Below are 17,035 nucleotides of genomic sequence, written 5' to 3' on the forward strand. Positions count from 1 at the left end.
GCCAAATCCGGACCAATCTGCTCTGCCGTTTGATCGATGCCTGCGAATGCAGGCGGGGCGATTCACTGCGTACCGATTCCAGGGGATTGGCGCGCAAGCCAAATCGCTCCTGCAACAGGGGAAAACACCGTCGGTATCTCAGGCATTGAGACGATCCTCGATCACAAGGCTTTCCTGTCAGCGATTTACACTACGCACGGTTCGATGCCTCTACCGACGAAAACCTAGCGACAAAACTTCGCCAGGGTTTCGGTCAGGTTTTCCGGTTTGGAATCTGCGGTCACCACCGCCTGACCGACATGAGCCAGCAAGACCAGCCGAAGCTTGCCGTCGATATTTTTTTTGTCGACCGCCATCAAGGCCATAAAGTCATCAGGGCTCATCCCCTCCGGCGGTCGAGCGGGCAATTCCGCACGACGAACGATATCCCTGACACGACGCTCATCGACATCAGAGATCATACCTTCCCGGGCAGAAAGATCAGCGGCCATGATCATGCCGGTACCAACCGCCTCACCATGCAGCCAGTTACCGTAGCCAGCGAAGGTTTCGATGGCGTGACCGAAGGTGTGGCCGAGATTCAAAATAGCGCGCAGCCCACCTTCTCTTTCGTCCAGAGCAACCACTTCGGCCTTGCAACGGCATGAGCGATAAATGGCTTCAGCAAGCGCTTCAGAATCAAGTGCCACTAGGCGCTCCATTTCAGCTTCTAGCCAAGCGAGAAAATCCAGATCGCGGATCAGGCCATACTTGATGACCTCAGCCAGGCCCGCAGAAACTTCCCTGGACGGCAGAGTCGTCAGGCTGGCGGTATCGATGAGCACGACGTCGGGCTGGTGAAAAGCCCCGATCATATTCTTGCCAAGGGGATGGTTAATGCCCGTCTTTCCTCCCACCGATGAATCAACCTGTGATAGCAGGGTGGTCGGGATTTGAATAAAAGGCACTCCACGCTGGTAGCAGGCTGCTGCGAAACCGGTCATGTCTCCCACAACCCCCCCACCGAGGGCTACCAGTGTGGTCTTTCGGCTATGACGCTTTTCCAACAAAGCATCGAAAATTCGGTTTAGCGTTCCCCAATCCTTGTATTGCTCACCATCAGGCAAGACGACAGTGTCTACCTGAAGGCCGGGGAAGCTCCGGATCGCACGCTCAAGATACAGCGGAGCCACGGTTTCGTTGGTCACGATCATCACCTGGCTGCCGCCGACCCAGGGTGTCAGATCGTAGTTTCCCAGCAACTGTTGACCAATGACGATCGGATAACTCCGATCTCCCAGATCCACGTTCAGCTCATGGAGAATCTCAGACATGGTGGCGTCCCTCCTTATAAACCTTGCGTTTGTGCCTGGGAGTCTTGGGGTTCAATCTGTTCACAAGCTGCCGAACCACAAGACGGGGGCTCTTCCGGTCGGTTTGCATGACGATGTCTGCCAACCCGGTATACAGAGGGTCCCTAATTGAAAAGAGTTTCCGCAAAACCGCCTCAGGATCCTCATTTTGCAGAAGAGGACGATTCCGGTCTTTACGTGTTCGCTCGACCTGCTGCTCGATAGACGTTCTCAGATAAATGACGATCGCGTCCTGTTTGAGAACCTCCCGGTTTTCCGGTCGCATAATCGCGCCCCCACCGGTGGCCAGGACAGCCTGATCTTGTTCCGCAAGCTCGCGGAGCATGGCGGTTTCCCGCTGACGGAAACCGTCCTCCCCTTCCACATCAAAGATCCAGGGAATATTCGCCCCACAACGCTCCTCGATAATCCGGTCCGAATCCATAAACTGATAACCCAGTTCCTTGGCGAGGAGCCGACCGATCGTACTTTTCCCTGCCCCCATGGGGCCAACCAGGACAACGCGCTTGGGCAATGACATGACTTCCGCTCGATGGTTTTTCAGGTCGCTGAGAATAGCACAGGGCAACAATTTCCCTAAATAACCCTTCTCGTTAGAACACCTCTGTCACACAAAAAAGCCGCCGGTTTTACGCGGCGGCTTTTTTGCTCGGAGCATTTACTGAATCAGATCACTCTTGACGATTTTCGGAGTGATGAAAATCAGCAACTCACTACGCTCATCAATGTGCTCGGTACGCTTGAACAGGCGTCCGAGATAAGGGATATCACCCAGGAACGGCGTCTTAGTGATCTGAGTCGCAACCTCGGACTGGAAGATACCGCCGAGCACGACCGTCTCGCCATTACCCACCAGTACCTGAGTGGTCACTTCATTGGTATTGATCGACGGGATACCTGCCGTCACTTCACCACGGGAATCCTGATTGACCACCAGGTCCATGATGATCTTGTCGTCCGGCGTAATCTGCGGGGTGACCTCCAGAGACAGTACCGCTTCCTTAAAGGATACAGACGTTGCACCGCTGGACGAGGCTTCCTGGTATGGAATCTCTTCACCCGACTTGATAGACGCAGTCTGACGGTCAGCAGTCACAACTCGCGGCTGGGAAACCACCTCAGCCTGACCGTCACTTTCCAGTGCAGACAGTTCCAGATCCACCAGGAAGTCATCGCTGCCCCAGCCGATGGCAAAAGAGGAAGCACCATCTTTCGATACACCCAGATCTACCGCCAAAGCTCCCGGGAAAGTCGTTTCGAATCCGACTCCAGGCGCTGCGGAATCCCTGCCATCCTGCACGGCATCAAGCGATCCGCCTCCGGAAATGATGCTACCGTCTCCTCTAACATCGTATGCTGCGCCGCCCCAGCGAACACCCAGATCCTCGGCAACATTGGTCTGAGCGCGGACTATTCGCGCTTCAATAGATACTTGACGAACCGGCACATCCCAAGTTGAGACGAGACGGCGGATTTCTTCCAGATTTTCTGCTGTTTCTCTCACACTGATCGTGTTGGTGCGATTATCGGAAGAAACAAAGCCACGCTCCGAAATCAGCTCGGCATCAGCCTCAATCAAAGCAACCACATCCGCAGCCTTGGCATAGTTAACCTGAATGATCTCCAGGCGAACCGGCGCCAGTTCAGCGATCTGTTTGTTGGTTTCAAGTTCAAGCTTCTCGCGGGCAGCGATTTCGTCAGCCGGAGCAACAAGAAGGACGTTACCGATCTGACGCTTATCCAGACCCTTGGTTTTCAGAATCAGGTCCAGAGCCTGATCCCAGGGAACATTCTGAAGACGGAGCGTGATGCTTCCGCCAACCGTGTCACTGGCCACCAGGTTCAGTCCGGTGAAATCAGCAATCAACTGGAGAACAGAGCGGACCTCAATGTCCTGGAAGTTCAGGGACAGTTTGTCGCCAGTGTATGGGAACTTCTCTTCACGACGGGCTTCGGCTTCTTCTTCACTCAGCTGTTCAACACTCACCGTGAACTCGCTTCCAGACTGATAAGCGATGTAGTCGTAGCTTCCTTCCGGACGAATCTCAACCACGGCATTACCACCTTCCATGAAGGTATCGACGCGGTGTACAGGGGTTGCAAAGTCCGTCACATCCAGGCGGCGGCGCAGATTTTCCGGCACGGACAGGCCGGACATGGTCAGCCGGATCTTACCAGCCTGCTCGGCAAGGTCGACGGAAGTGCGCTCGCTACCCAGGTCAACAATGACCCGGCCTTCCCCGTCCTTGCCTCTGCGGAAATCGACGCCCGCCAGGGTGTCTGCGCGACGAGGCGAGCTGGAGGCAGCTGCTGACGAGGTTGCGGCGACAGCAGGTTGCGCTGTGGACGAGTCACCACCAATGGTCAGAACCAGCGAGTTGCCGCTTCTTACGGTGTCGTAGGGGGCTAGTTCAATCAGATTGAAAATCAGCCGGGTACGATCTTTGGTTTCAACCACCGTCATACTCTGGGCGTTTCCCGAACCCAGCGGAATACTGCGGGTATCCAGGCCACTTGTCGTGTCCTGCAAGTCCACCGCGATCCGTGCAGGACGCTCGATGGTGTATCCGGTTGGCGTCGGGGGCTGACCATCAAAGGCCAACGTAACCTCGAGGCGCTCTCCCGGCAGCGACGAGAATGAAACGTCTTCCAGCGTGACCGCGTGAGCCAGGCTGGACAACAGCCCCAGAGTGATCACGCCGACGTATACATTGAGTTTCTTAAACATCGCTAGCCTCGACCCCAAACTTTTTTGTTCATGCATTTTTCTTACGATTATCATTATGCCGCTCCCTAGCCTTCCTCTCCGTCCAATGTCATGGAGCGCGGACGTTCTATCCAACCACCCTGACCATTCGGAACGATTTCGAGCAACTCGACCCGGGTTTCATTCAAGCCAACAATCCGCCCGTAATTCTGCCCCATATAATTGCCGGTCCGAACACGATGGATACCTCCTGCGTCGTCCCTTATCAGGGCATACAGAGAGCCAGAGGTCCCTCGCAGAGTACCGACCATAGCAAGCTCTTTCAGGTCAAAGGTTTCCAGCACTTCTTTAGGCCGATCCAGATCAGGCTCGACCTGACTATCGGGCTGCTGTTCTGCCATGGTGAGCTGCACATCAATGGGAGCCTCAAAAGGTGCCCGTCGATCCGCGGCGGAATAAGTAAAAGCCTCATAAGCCTTGAACTCGGGAAGCGGCTCAACGTGCCCGCGGGGCTTTGCCCGGGTATCCGCCATGAATTTGTCTAGATCGGAGAAACCACTGCCTTGCGTGCACGCCGTCATCAGAGATACCAGGCATACACCCAGCCAGGCTTTTCCTGCATGCTTTACTGCCATGCTCATTCTCCAGCCCGGTAGCGATAAGTGCGCGCAACAACCTGCATATCAAGCTGCTCGGCATCTTCGCTAGTTGGTTTGATAGTTAAGTCGTGCAAGGTCACGATGCGCGGCAGACTCGCAACACTGCTCACGAAAGACGCAAGCTCGTGATAAGTGCCCGATACACGAATGTCGATCGGCAACTCAGCATAGAAATCCCGCTGCTGCTCTGGTTGCAGCTCTACTTCCCGTAAAGCCAACCCGCTGCCCAGCGCCGTATTGGTGATGTCTTCCAGCAAACCCGGGACCTCCGTCTCACTCGGCAACTGCCGAACCAAAGCGCCAAAGGTCTCTTCCATCTCCGCCATCTGGGCCTTGAACACCTCCAGATTGGCGACGCGATAGGCCTTCTGTTCGTATTGCTGCCGTAGCTCCTGCTCCTTTTGCTCCACCCTCTCCAGCTGCGCGTACTTGTCCTTCACGAAGAACCAGTAACCGCCTCCCAGAATCAGGCCAAACACGATCAGAGCAAAAATAAACTTGACCGGTGCAGGCCAAATACCAGCGTTATTGAAGTCGAGATCATTCAGATCCAACTCGTTCAAACTTTTCATTGAGTCCGCGAGGCTCATTACTTCTCCTCCCCTTCGGGCTCCGGCGTCTTTTGTTTCACCGACAGGTTAAACTGACTGTACCCGGCTTTCTTGCTGTCTGCTTCCAAGACGTTGGAAAGTCTCGGATCCGCGAACCAGTCCGACTCTTCAAAACGGCGCATCAAAGATGAAATCCGGCCGTTGGACTCGGCCATGCCTACGATTTCAACCGTGTCGCCGGTCTTCTCCAACTCGGTGTAAAAAAGGCCATCCGGCAATGTTCTGACCATTTCATCAAAGACACGGACGATAACCGGGCGTTTCCCCTGAAGATCCTGAATCACCTGCATACGAGCCAGCAATTCATCGCGCTTTCGCTTGAGGTCCTCGATTTCCTTGATCTGCTTATCGAGCTGTTGCATCGCAGTTTCGATATAGGCGTTACGTGACTGCTGATGGGCGATTCGACCATCCACATCGGATACCCACAAAAACGCGAGGCCTGCCGCGATAACAGCGGCACCGAAGATCATGACGACGAACTGTTTCTGCTTTTCTGCCCTGAGTTCTTCACGCCAGGGCCGGAGGTTTATCCTTGCCATCAGTCGAAGCTCCTCATTGCCAAACCGCAGGCAATCATCAGTGAGGGGGCATCGTTACCGAGGGTGGACGCATTAACCTTGGAGCCCACCGCCATATCCGCAAAGGGGTTTGCGACCAACGTAGGCGTTGCTGTTTTTTCTTCGACCATTTCTGTCAGCCCCTGTATAGAGGCAGTACCACCTGCCAGAATCACATAGTCGACCGCATTGTATTGACTGGCGCCAAAGAAGAACTGCAGCGCCCGGGCCACCTGTTGCACAACGGCTTCACGGAACGGGCTGAGCACTTCAGACTCATAGTCATCCGGCAATCCGCCCTGCTTCTTAGCCAGGCCGGCCTCTTCCTGGGAAAGGCCGTATCGACGCTGAATCTCTTCGGTCAACTGCTTACCACCGAAAATCTGCTCTCGCGTGTAAACGGTCTTGCCGCCAGCGAGAACACTGAGGGTTGTCATCGTCGCGCCTATATCAACGATCGCAACAACCAGCTCTTCGCCCTGGGAATCGAGTTGTGGTTCAAGTAACGAATAAGCGCGCTCAAGTGCGTAGGCCTCAACGTCCACCACCTTGGTGGAAAGACCTGCAATTTCCAGCGCATCCTCACGAATATCGACGTTTTCTTTCCGGCACGCCGCCAGAAGCACATCGACCTGGTCGGGGTTGGTTTCGGAAGCCCCTTGAACTTCGAAATCGATGGCAACTTCATCGAGGGGATAAGGAATGTACTGATCGGCCTCGAGGGCGATCTGATCTTCCATTTCAAATTCGTTAAGCCCGGCGTCCATCTGGATGATCTTGGTGATCACCGCAGAACCGGATACCGCTACTGCAACCTGCTTCACTCCGGTGCGCGACTTTGACGCCACCTTGTTCAACGCTTCGCCGACGGCCTCAACGTCAGTGACATTCTTTTCGACCACGGCGTTCGCCGGTAACGGCTCCACCGCATAACTTTCGACCTTGAATCGGTCGCCCTGCTTTGACAGTTCCAAAAGCTTGACTGAACTTGAACTAACGTCCATGCCCAGCACTGCACTGGATTTCTTTCCAAACAATCCGAACACGCGCTCACCTTAATACCTGGTCAGACAACACCGGTGTCGTTATTTATGTGTTTTTTATTTAAGAGAATTTCTTTTGTTTTCCGTCTACAATGGCCTTCCTTAAATGAGAAGCATTGCACCAGCGAAGGTAACCTTCATAACCTAAAGCAATTTCTCAAATAATAGCCCTATATCCAACAGTTGTCAGAAAAAAATGTCACATTTGCTGCGTACATCTCGTGTTTTAGCCTGGTTATTTTTCACCGGACTGAGTGTCGCCATCATCGTAACCTCAGGCTTCTACCTTTATCTCCGCCCCGGACTCCCGGCCGTGGAACAACTTCTTGATATCAAGTTGCAAACACCACTTCGGATCTACAGCAAAGACAGCAGATTAATAGCAGAATTCGGGGAAAAGAGAAGGGCACCTATCACAATCGAACAGATCCCAACAATTCAGTTACAAGCCTTTATGGCCGCGGAGGACGCACGTTTTTACGAGCACTTCGGTGTGGACATCAAAGGCTTGGCGCGGGCTGCCATCGAACTGATATCTACCGGATCCATCCAGTCCGGCGGTAGCACCATCACCATGCAGGTTGCAAAAAATTACTTCCTGTCACGGGATCGAACATTTATCCGTAAGTTCAACGAGATACTCCTTGCTCTTCAGATCGAACGCGAGCTGACTAAAAATCAGATTCTCGAGCTGTACCTGAACAAGATCTATTTGGGCAACCGCGCCTACGGTATTGCAGCGGCAGCCCAGGTGTATTACGACAAACCCATCAACGAGCTGTCACTTGCCCAGATGGCGATGCTGGCAGGCCTTCCCAAGGCCCCCTCCGCCTTTAACCCCCTGGCGAACCCAGAGCGGGCGCTTATTCGCCGCAACTGGATCATTGGCCGCATGCGCGATCTCGGATACATCACCGAAGACGCCCATGAGCTCGCCACCTCTGCACCTCTAACCGCCAGCTACAACGCCACCGATGTCGAGGTCGACGCCGATTACGTGGCCGAAATGGCGAGATCCGAACTGGTTCGTCGCTACGGTGAAGACGCCTACACCGACGGCTATGTAGTGACACTCACGGTGGACAGCAACAACCAGCAGACAGCCACCAACGCCCTGCGCGCCGGCCTTGAAGCCTATGACCGCCGCCACGGCTTCCGGGGCCCCATAGGGCAGATCGACCAGGAAACCCTCGACAGTCAGGAAGCGTCCGACCTTGTCTTGAACTACCCCTACGTCGCTTCACTGATTCCAGCATTGGTCACAGAGGTGAACGACGAGAACCTGCAAGCCAAAGTACACGCCCGGGGTATCGGCGACGCCATCATGCCCTTTGAAACCATGACCTGGGCACAGCGCTTCAAAACCGAAGACCTGCGCGGACCCAGCCCGGAGAAACCTTCGGATGTGCTGGCCACTGGCGATGTAATCTACGTCCACCACCGCAGCGAAGAGCCAGAGAACAGGGAGACCCCGACCCTTCCTTCGGTATCGCTGGCACAGGTACCCCGGGTCGAGGGCGCCCTGATCTCCCTGAACGCTCAAACCGGAGCCATCGAGGCGCTTGCGGGCGGCTACAGCTTCCGGCAGAGCAAGTACAATCGCGCGACCCAGGCGAAGCGGCAGCCCGGCTCCACGTTCAAGCCGTTCCTGTACTTGACTGCCCTGGAGAACGGAATAACGCCCGCCACCGTTTACAATGACGCCCCCATTGTCTTTGAAGACGACGAACTGGAAACAGCCTGGCGCCCACAAAACTCTTCAGGGCAGTTTTATGGCCCGACACGCCTGAGGGAAGCCCTCTACCGCTCCCGAAATATCGTATCGATCCGCCTGTTGAGAGATGTTGGCATCGAAAACACCCTGGACTACCTCAGGCAACTGAAGATCCCTGCCGATAACATGCCGGAGAACCTGTCGCTCTCGCTCGGCAGCGGTCAACTGTCACCGATGGAACTGGCCCGGGGTTTTGCCGTTATCGCCAACGGCGGCTTTGATGTCTCCCCCTACCTCATCGAACGGATCGAAGATGCCAACGGAGACACCCTCTATAACGCACCTGAAACGGTCTTATGCGATGAGGCCTGCATAAAGCAACAAACCGAACAGCCTGAAAACCCGGAACCTCTCATTGCGATCACCGAGAACACAGAAGGGAATCTAACAGAAAGCACCGCACCGAAAGACGAACCAACGGCAAAGGAAGAGGGCGGCAAAATTGAAAGCCCGGACACGCGCTATATGATGCGCCTGGCCGATGAAAGATCCGTCTACATCCTGCACTCGATGATGCAGGACGTCATTCGCATGGGTACCGGTAGACGAGCCCTGGCACTGGGACGTTCAGACATTGCGGGCAAAACCGGGACCACTAACGAACAGAAGGACACCTGGTTCGGAGGTTTCAACAACAAGATCGCCACCACGGCCTGGGTGGGCTTCGACCAACCAGCACCACTGGGAAGACGCGAGTTCGGCGCAAGCACCGCACTGCCTATCTGGATCGATTACATGAAAGTCGCACTTGATGGCATGCCCGCGGCCACCATGCCCCGCCCGAACGGGATTGTTAACATCCGGATCAACCCGGAAACAGGCAAGCGGGCCCGTCCAGGTGAAGAAGGCGTGTTCGAACTGTTTCGCGAGGAGGACGCGCCTGCGCCCATTACCGCCGAAGAAAACTCTACGAGCGGCAACGGTGACAGCGAAGACCTGTCCCGGCAGATCTTCTAGGCAGTCACACCACGAAGCGCAGCCATAAAAAAACCGGCGGGAATTCCGCCGGTTTTTTATTTCCCAGAAACGACTTAAATGATGTCGTCCATGGATTTCAGCGGGTAATGAGCCGGGTATGGATGACGTGCCACACCGGAGTCTACCGCAGCGCGAGCGACGGCCGCAGGAACAACTTCCAGCAGGCGAACATCCATTGGCTTAGGAATGATGTATTCCTTGCCAAACTCGAAGCTGTCGACACCATAGGCTTCACAGATTTCCTGAGGCACGGGCTCTTTGGCCAGCTCACGGATAGCGTGCACTGCTGCAACCTTCATTTCTTCATTGATTGCGGTAGCACGCACATCAAGCGCACCACGGAAGATGAAGGGGAAGCCAAGAACATTATTCACTTGGTTCGGGTAATCCGACCGACCAGTCGCCATGATTAAATCGTCGCGGGCGGCCAAAGCCACTTCCGGACTGATCTCGGGATCCGGATTGGAACATGCGAAAACGATGGGGTTTGGCGCCATTTTCTTGAGCTGGTCAGCCGTCAGCAGGTCCGGACCGGACAAGCCGAGGAATACATCTGCGCCGTCGATGGCATCATCCAGAGTGCGCTTGTCCGTTTCGTTAGCGAACATCGCCTTATACTGATTCAGATCATCACGACCTGAGTGAATCACACCCTTCCGATCCAGCATGTAGATATTTTCAGAGCGGACACCGCAGCTGATCAGCAGCTTCATACAGGCAATCGCCGCCGCGCCGGCACCCAGACAAACGACCTTGGCCTCATCAATCTTCTTTCCCTGAAGCTCGAGCGCGTTAATCATGCCAGCAGCCGTAACGATGGCTGTACCATGCTGATCATCGTGAAAAATAGGCACACTGCACTTTTCAATCAGAGCACGCTCAACCTCGAAGCACTCAGGTGCCTTGATATCTTCCAGGTTGATACCACCGAAGGTATCCGCGATACGCTCAACCGTTTCGATAAATGCCTGAGGACTTTCGGAGTTCACCTCAATATCAAATACATCGATACCAGCAAAGCGCTTGAACAGTACGCCTTTGCCTTCCATGACTGGCTTACTCGCCAGAGGACCCAGGTTACCCAGACCAAGAATCGCCGAGCCATCAGAGATTACGGCCACCAGGTTGCCCTTGGCGGTATATTTGTATGCATTCTCCGGGTCTTTTGCGATCTCGCGGACCGGTTCGGCAACCCCGGGGCTATACGCCAACGACAGATCACGGGACGTTTTGGTTGGCTTGGTGATTTCAACACTCAGCTTACCTGCCCGCGGCTTGGCGTGGTATTCAAGGGCCGCTTCTTTCAGATCTTGAGACATTGCCACTGTTCCGTTTGTCACGTTTAATTAGGTCATTAACCGCAGGGACTCCACCCTCCGGAGCGCGCCATTATGGCCCGCTGCCTGATAAACAACAAGTCTCGCAGTAGAGTTTTGTGAGGCCTCAATAGTTACTACTACCTACCCAGAATCACGGCACACACTCCTGTCAGGCACAAAAAAAGCGCCCCGCGGGGCGCTTTTCGTAAGCGTTGGTGCTATCAGGCTTTCTTGCCGCCGATACGACCACCAAAACGCTTCTGGAACCGATCGATACGACCGCCGGTGTCCATAACCTTCTGCTTGCCAGTGTAGAACGGATGACACTGAGAACAAACGTCCAGCTGCAGGTCATGACCAACAGTAGAGCGGGTCTTGATTACATTACCGCAAGAGCAGGTAGCGGTAACGTCTTCATACTTTGGGTGAATACCTTCTTTCATGGCGAACCTCTTTAGGTCATGCCGCTACCCAATCGCCGTCTACTAATAACAGACCAGAGCGTCAGGCACCGCATGTTTGAACCAATGTAAAAGACAGGGCAAAATCGTGCCCTGTCCGAACAGACCGCGCATCTTACTTGCAATCCCCCCTTCAGGCAAGCAGCCCGGGGCTCTGAGCGCCGTTCAACGGTGGTTTTGCGCACCACACGGCAGTTCTCAAGCGTACGCAAATACCACAACCTACGGGAAGATCGAGTGTCATCCACCGCACGCATTGCCCTGAACCGCCCAATTCGCCAATTATTCGACTACACCGTTCCGGTGGAACTCCAACTGCAACCGGGACAGAGAGTTCACGTACCTTTCGGTCGCCAAAAGATCACTGGCATTGTTGTGGAAACGGGATCCAAACCTCCTGCGGGCATAACTTTGAAGCCCGTATCGTACGCATTGGAGGACTGGCCAGCCCTTCCAGCGGAAACTTTCCGCCTATTAAGCTGGGCCAGCGATTACTACCAGCATCCACTGGGCGAATGCCTGTTTACCGCCTTGCCGCCAGCCCTTCGACGGGGTCAACCTGCCGAGGAAAAACCCGAGATTTGCTGGCGCGCAACGTCCGCTTCCCCGGAACTGCCAGCAAATGCGCACAAACAAAAGGCACTTCTCACCTTGTTGCAGGAGCACCCTGAAGGGCTGGCAACGAGCGCCATCACCAAATCTGGCTACACACAACAGCAACTGAAGAGCCTCGCCGGCAAGGGACTGGCCGAATCACTAATACGGAAACCGGAACCCGCCTCCCATACGGCAGATTCGGACGTCACCACAGGACCAACGCTGTCGCCTGCGCAGGAAAATGCAGCTGAACAGCTAGTTGAAGGCGAGAACGGGTTTAACCCCTGCCTGCTATTCGGCATCACCGGCAGCGGTAAAACGGAAATCTACCTCGATTACCTGAAGAAAAACCTGGCAAGGGACAAGCAAGCACTGGTTCTCGTTCCGGAAATCAATCTTACCCCCCAGACGGTCGCCCGTTTCCAGCGTTACTTTGGCGCCCGCATTGCTGTGTGGCATTCCGCGCTGAACGACAGGGAGCGCCTTGAGACCTGGCTTAAAATAAGAAACGGTGAGCCGATCATACTGATAGGCACCCGATCGGCCGCCCTTCTTCCTTTCACGCAACTCAGTGCAATCATTGTCGATGAGGAACACGACAGTTCCTACAAACAGGGCGACGGCTTCCGCTACTCGGCCCGGGACGTGGCCGTCTACCGAGCGCACCTGAACCATTGCCCGATTATTCTTGGCTCCGCCACGCCCTCCCTCGAATCCCTGAACAATGCAAAGCAGGGAAAATACAAACTGGTGCGGCTTGAGGAACGGGCAAAAAACGCTGCGCCACCCTCACTGAGCCTGCTCGACATACGCAGCCGGCCTCTCGAAGGAGGCCTCTCTCGCCCGGCTATCTCAGCCATCCAGCAAGCGCTGAACAAAGGAGAACAGGCACTGGTTTTCGTCAATCGCCGGGGGTTTGCGCCAGTGATGATGTGCTTCGATTGTGGACACACCGTCGAATGCCCTCGCTGCGACACCCGCCTGACCTACCATCGACGCGACCGCGCCATGCGCTGCCACCACTGTGATTACCAGACGGCGGCAACCGAAGCCTGTCCGGAGTGCCAGAGCGAGGCCTTTAAACCCGTGGGGCAAGGCACCGAGCGGACGGAAGACATACTCGGTGAGGCGTTTCCGGATACCCCGGTGGTTCGCGTGGATCGGGACAGCACTCAGCGAAAAGGCAGTATCCAGGCGATCCTGAAACAGGTGAACAAGGGCGAACCCTGCATTCTTGTCGGAACCCAGATGCTGGCAAAAGGCCATGACTTTCCGAACGTGACACTGGTCGTTGTTGTAAATGCCGATGGCGGGCTTTTCAGTGTGGACTTTCGCGCCCCCGAGCAGCTGATCCAGACCCTTCTACAAGTGAGCGGACGAGCAGGCCGAGGCGCAAAACCAGGCGAAGTACTGATCCAGACATGCCATAGCGACCACCCCTTGCTGAAAGCACTGTGCCGGGGCAACTACCTGGAAATCACCGATCAACTGCTGGCCGAACGGGAGTCCGGTCTGCTCCCCCCTTTTCGAGCGATGGCCATCCTTCGAGCCGAAGGCAACACCATGGAGCAAAGCTTGCAGTTCCTGGACTCGGTCAAACCTATGACCCAGAGGCCCGGCATCGAAACCTGGGGACCATTGCCCGCCCTTATCGCACGCCGAGCGGATCGCCATCGGGCCCAGCTGATTATCAATTCAGGCACCCGGAAATCTTTGAACCATCTGCTAAGACAAATTTGCCACCACCTTGACCTGGCTGCTACCCGCGGAAAGGTCCGCTGGATGATTGACGTGGACCCGCTGGAGACGGGCTAAGCCCATCCGCCCCTAAGGCTTTCCACTATTTGAGTCGCCCCGCCCTTTCCGGGATAATGCTCCCCTTATATTCGTCATCGGCCATCCGGCCTCGTTTTTTCACGTTTCCAGCCAACCGAGTCATCCGACAGCATGAAAGAGACCGTTTCCGATCTGCTCCAGTCCGCACTGGCCGCGCTTCAGTCTGAAGGCACTCTGCCAGCCGACCAGACCTTTACCCCGCAAGTAGGCAACACCAAGGACAAATCCCACGGTGACTACGCCTGCAACATTGCACTGGTCGCCGCGAAGGCTGCAGGTTGTCCGCCACGAAAACTCGCCGAGGAACTGGTGGCACGATTGCCTGACAGTTCAGCGGTTGAAAAGGTGGAGATTGCTGGACCAGGCTTCATCAACTTTTTCATGAGTACCGCCAGCGCGTTTGAAATTGTCGGCACCATTCTGGAGCGGGCGGAACAGTTTGGCCGAAACGAACACGGCAAAGGCGAGAAAGTTCAGGTGGAATTTGTCTCTGCCAACCCGACGGGGCCTCTGCACGTTGGCCATGGTCGCGGTGCCGCCATCGGCGACTGCCTGTGCCGGCTGTTGGAAGCCAATGGCTACGACGTCACCCGCGAGTTCTATTACAACGACGCCGGTGCCCAGATCAATAACCTGGCGCTGTCCGTTCAGGCCCGGGTAAAAGGCCTGACGCCGGAACACGAAAGCTGGCCCGCTGACGGCTACCGGGGCGACTACATTATCGACGTGGCCAAATCCTACCTCGCTGGTGAGAAAATCGATGCCGACGATCGTCATGTGATCGGCAAGGCCGATCCGGAAGACCTCGATGCCATTCGGGACTTTGCCGTTGCCTACCTGCGCCGTGAGCAGGATCTCGACCTGAAGGCTTTCGGAGTCCACTTCGATGTCTATTTCCTCGAGTCATCCCTGTATAAGGACGGCAAAGTGGAAGCAGCCGTCGAGCGCCTGAACGAGAACGGATACACCTACGAAAGCGAAGGCGCCATCTGGCTGAAAACCACCGAATTCGGTGATGACAAAGACCGTGTCATGCGCAAGAAGGACGGCGGCTACACCTACTTCCTGCCAGACGTGGCATACCATCTGGATAAGTGGCAGCGCGGTTTCAGCACCGTCATCAACGAACAGGGGGCCGACCACCATTCGACCGTGACCCGAGTGCGGGCCGGGCTTCAGGCCCTGAAAGCCGACATCCCGCAAGGATGGCCGGATTACGTCCTGCACCAGATGGTGATGGTCACCCGCTCCGGCCAGGAAGTAAAAATTTCCAAGCGTGCTGGAAGCTACGTGACCGTACGCGATCTGATTGACGAAGTAGGCCGGGATGCGACCCGTTTCTTCCTGGCGGCCCGCCGTGTGGATTCGCAGCTGACCTTCGACATTGACCTGGCCCGGTCCCAGACCAACGAGAACCCGGTCTACTACATCCAGTATGCCCACGCTCGGATCTGCAGTGTCCTGCGTAAACTGGCGGACGAAGGCGTTGAGCGCGGACGTAACGAATGCGTTGGTGACCTGTCACTGCTGACTCTGGACGAAGAGAAAGAACTGGCCAATCAGCTGGCCAAGTTACCGGAACTGATTGCCAATTCCGCCGCCCAGCGGGAACCCCATCACCTGACGCACTACCTGCGTGACCTGGCGGGACAGTTCCACACTTACTACAACGCTCACAAAGTTCTGGTAGAAGACTCGGCGCTCAGGGACGCCCGTGTTAGTCTGTACCTGGCCATCCGCCAGGTCATTGCCAATGGCCTAGACCTGCTTGGCGTAAGCGCACCAGAAGAGATGTAACTATTTGCCATGGCAAGAGATTATGCCCGGAAGTACCGGACGGCATCGCCCTCAGCAACGCCAAAAAAGAAACCCGCCAAGCCCTCGCGCCAGACTAAAAAGCAGCCGAGGGCCGCGGCGCCAACCAAAAACCAGAGAGGGGGATTGTCTGTGAAGTGGATTCTGTCCCTGGCCGCAGTCGGCGGGTTTATCGGATTCATCGTCTACCTGAACTCTTTGCCGTCCGGCCAATCTGCGAACAACGTTCCCCAGCAGGCAGAGCAACCCGCCACCAAGGTGGTCACGCCGCCCCAGAACACGGCCAAGGTAGAAGAAGAGAAGAAGCCCGGGTTTCGCTTCTATGAAATGCTGCCGGAATCGGAAGTCGTTCCCCCAAAGGTGGAGGAATACACTCCCGGCCCGGCCAAGCAGGACTTCGACTACCTGGTGCAATCCGGCTCATTCCGCAGCAAGGCCGATGCGGAGCGCCAGCGAGCCCAGATTGCTTTCCAGGGCCTGCGTGCTCAGGTTCAGCGTATTGATCTGGACAACGGCTCAACCTGGTACCGGGTCAATGTGGGCCCCTTTGTCTCTCGCAGCCAGATGAACTCAGCCATCGACAAGCTGGTATCCATCAACATAGAACCGCTGGTTCGCAAGATCCCGAAAAAGGGCTGACCTAACACTCGCCAGGGATGGCTGCGAGCCTGTCGGGCCACAGGCAGTGAACGCCAGAGCCGGTGGCCCGATACCCACTTGAATTCTTCCCGCCTGCCTCCATAGTGCCTTGATACCGATTTTAATCAGGCAATTGGAGCCCAAATGACTACCATACTTTCGGTCCGACGTGATGACGAAGTTGCCATGGGAGGCGATGGCCAGGTCTCACTGGGCAATACCGTCATGAAAGGAAACGCACGCAAGGTCCGTCGACTCTACAACGGAAAGGTGCTTGCCGGATTTGCCGGTGGCACCGCTGATGCATTTACGCTCTTCGAACGCTTCGAAGCCCAGCTGGAAAAGCATCAAGGCAATCTCACCCGAGCCGCCGTTGAACTGGCCAAAGACTGGCGAACGGACCGGGCACTGCGTCGCCTGGAAGCCCTGCTGGCAGTCGCTGATGAGACGGCCTCCCTCATCATTACCGGGAACGGAGATGTCATCGAGCCCGAACAGGGCCTGATTGCCATTGGCTCCGGCGGCCCCTACGCCCAGGCATCCGCCCGGGCGCTTCTGGAAAACACCGATTTGCCAGCCCATGAGATCGTCGAGAAAGGCCTGAACATTGCGGCGGATATCTGTGTTTACACCAACCACAATCGCACCCTCGAAGTGCTGCCTACTAACGACTGATCCGGAGCG

General features: G+C 55.7%; 14 protein-coding genes. 5 read left to right on the plus strand and 9 right to left on the minus strand.

Features of this window, described 5'->3' with window-relative positions; all coding sequences use genetic code 11:
* Positions 1-224 precede the first annotated feature (224 nt).
* From aroB to K8I84_RS15365, 7 genes are all read right to left on the minus strand, one after another.
* Positions 225-1,313, minus strand: a complete 1,089-nt coding sequence (gene aroB, locus K8I84_RS15335; protein WP_223795657.1) for a 3-dehydroquinate synthase — start codon at positions 1,311-1,313, stop codon at positions 225-227.
* Positions 1,306-1,872, minus strand: coding sequence for a shikimate kinase AroK (aroK, locus tag K8I84_RS15340; protein WP_223795658.1), 567 nt, complete (start codon positions 1,870-1,872; stop codon positions 1,306-1,308). Before aroK ends, aroB begins: the two co-directional genes overlap by 8 nt.
* Positions 1,873-2,010: 138 nt before the next feature.
* Positions 2,011-4,080, minus strand: coding sequence for a type IV pilus secretin PilQ (pilQ, locus tag K8I84_RS15345; protein WP_223795659.1), 2,070 nt, complete (start codon positions 4,078-4,080; stop codon positions 2,011-2,013).
* Positions 4,081-4,145: 65 nt separating this feature from the next.
* Complete coding sequence (locus K8I84_RS15350; RefSeq protein ID WP_223795660.1) at positions 4,146-4,694, minus strand: pilus assembly protein PilP; 549 nt, start codon at positions 4,692-4,694, stop codon at positions 4,146-4,148.
* Between the two features lie 2 nt (positions 4,695-4,696).
* Positions 4,697-5,308 carry a type 4a pilus biogenesis protein PilO gene (locus tag K8I84_RS15355; RefSeq protein ID WP_223795661.1) on the minus strand — a complete coding sequence of 204 codons (612 nt, stop codon included), beginning with the start codon at positions 5,306-5,308 and terminating at the stop codon, positions 4,697-4,699.
* Positions 5,308-5,871, minus strand: a complete 564-nt coding sequence (locus K8I84_RS15360; protein WP_223795662.1) for a PilN domain-containing protein — start codon at positions 5,869-5,871, stop codon at positions 5,308-5,310. Before K8I84_RS15360 ends, K8I84_RS15355 begins: the two co-directional genes overlap by 1 nt.
* Complete coding sequence (locus tag K8I84_RS15365; RefSeq protein ID WP_223795663.1) at positions 5,871-6,935, minus strand: pilus assembly protein PilM; 1,065 nt, start codon at positions 6,933-6,935, stop codon at positions 5,871-5,873. Before K8I84_RS15365 ends, K8I84_RS15360 begins: the two co-directional genes overlap by 1 nt.
* A 193-nt stretch (positions 6,936-7,128) precedes the next feature.
* On the opposite strand from K8I84_RS15365, the gene K8I84_RS15370 reads away from it, so the two are divergent.
* A complete protein-coding gene (locus K8I84_RS15370; RefSeq protein ID WP_223795664.1) occupies positions 7,129-9,663 on the plus strand; it encodes a penicillin-binding protein 1A in 2,535 nt (844 codons plus the stop codon).
* A 74-nt stretch (positions 9,664-9,737) separates the two neighbouring features.
* Here K8I84_RS15370 and K8I84_RS15375 read toward each other — a convergent pair whose 3' ends face one another.
* On the minus strand, positions 9,738-11,003 hold the full coding sequence (locus K8I84_RS15375) for a malic enzyme-like NAD(P)-binding protein (RefSeq protein WP_223795665.1): 1,266 nt from the start codon (positions 11,001-11,003) through the stop codon (positions 9,738-9,740).
* A gap of 221 nt (positions 11,004-11,224) precedes the next feature.
* A complete protein-coding gene (rpmE, locus tag K8I84_RS15380; RefSeq protein ID WP_223795666.1) occupies positions 11,225-11,446 on the minus strand; it encodes a 50S ribosomal protein L31 in 222 nt (73 codons plus the stop codon).
* A gap of 255 nt (positions 11,447-11,701) precedes the next feature.
* Here rpmE and K8I84_RS15385 point away from each other — a divergent pair, with 255 nt between their 5' ends.
* The 4 genes from K8I84_RS15385 (at position 11,702) to hslV (ending at position 17,026) form a co-directional block, all read left to right on the plus strand.
* Entirely contained in the window at positions 11,702-13,876 is a 2,175-nt protein-coding gene (locus K8I84_RS15385) for a primosomal protein N' (RefSeq protein WP_223795667.1), read from the plus strand.
* A 132-nt stretch (positions 13,877-14,008) separates the two neighbouring features.
* A complete protein-coding gene (gene argS, locus K8I84_RS15390; RefSeq protein WP_223795668.1) occupies positions 14,009-15,694 on the plus strand; it encodes an arginine--tRNA ligase in 1,686 nt (561 codons plus the stop codon).
* Positions 15,695-15,844: 150 nt separating this feature from the next.
* Positions 15,845-16,351 carry an SPOR domain-containing protein gene (locus tag K8I84_RS15395; protein ID WP_317848223.1) on the plus strand — a complete coding sequence of 169 codons (507 nt, stop codon included), beginning with the start codon at positions 15,845-15,847 and terminating at the stop codon, positions 16,349-16,351.
* Positions 16,352-16,495: 144 nt separating this feature from the next.
* Positions 16,496-17,026, plus strand: a complete 531-nt coding sequence (gene hslV, locus K8I84_RS15400) for an ATP-dependent protease subunit HslV (RefSeq protein ID WP_223795670.1) — start codon at positions 16,496-16,498, stop codon at positions 17,024-17,026.
* Positions 17,027-17,035: the final 9 nt, after the last annotated feature.

Source organism: Marinobacter sp. F4216 (genome assembly GCF_019931195.1).
In the GTDB taxonomy this organism is placed as follows: domain Bacteria; phylum Pseudomonadota; class Gammaproteobacteria; order Pseudomonadales; family Oleiphilaceae; genus Marinobacter; species Marinobacter suaedae.

Bases quoted from the DNA above. Each gene is read 5' to 3' on its own strand.
- K8I84_RS15370 (WP_223795664.1), top strand. From the start codon at position 7,129: ATGTCACATTTGCTGCGTACATCTCGTGTTTTAGCCTGGTTATTTTTC.
- hslV (WP_223795670.1), top strand. From the start codon at position 16,496: ATGACTACCATACTTTCGGTCCGACGTGATGACGAAGTTGCCATGGGA.
- pilQ (WP_223795659.1), bottom strand. From the start codon at position 4,080: ATGTTTAAGAAACTCAATGTATACGTCGGCGTGATCACTCTGGGGCTG.
- K8I84_RS15375 (WP_223795665.1), bottom strand. From the start codon at position 11,003: ATGTCTCAAGATCTGAAAGAAGCGGCCCTTGAATACCACGCCAAGCCG.
- K8I84_RS15355 (WP_223795661.1), bottom strand. From the start codon at position 5,308: ATGAGCCTCGCGGACTCAATGAAAAGTTTGAACGAGTTGGATCTGAAT.
- aroK (WP_223795658.1), bottom strand. From the start codon at position 1,872: ATGTCATTGCCCAAGCGCGTTGTCCTGGTTGGCCCCATGGGGGCAGGG.
- aroB (WP_223795657.1), bottom strand. From the start codon at position 1,313: ATGTCTGAGATTCTCCATGAGCTGAACGTGGATCTGGGAGATCGGAGT.
- K8I84_RS15360 (WP_223795662.1), bottom strand. From the start codon at position 5,871: ATGGCAAGGATAAACCTCCGGCCCTGGCGTGAAGAACTCAGGGCAGAA.
- rpmE (WP_223795666.1), bottom strand. From the start codon at position 11,446: ATGAAAGAAGGTATTCACCCAAAGTATGAAGACGTTACCGCTACCTGC.
- argS (WP_223795668.1), top strand. From the start codon at position 14,009: ATGAAAGAGACCGTTTCCGATCTGCTCCAGTCCGCACTGGCCGCGCTT.
- K8I84_RS15350 (WP_223795660.1), bottom strand. From the start codon at position 4,694: ATGGCAGTAAAGCATGCAGGAAAAGCCTGGCTGGGTGTATGCCTGGTA.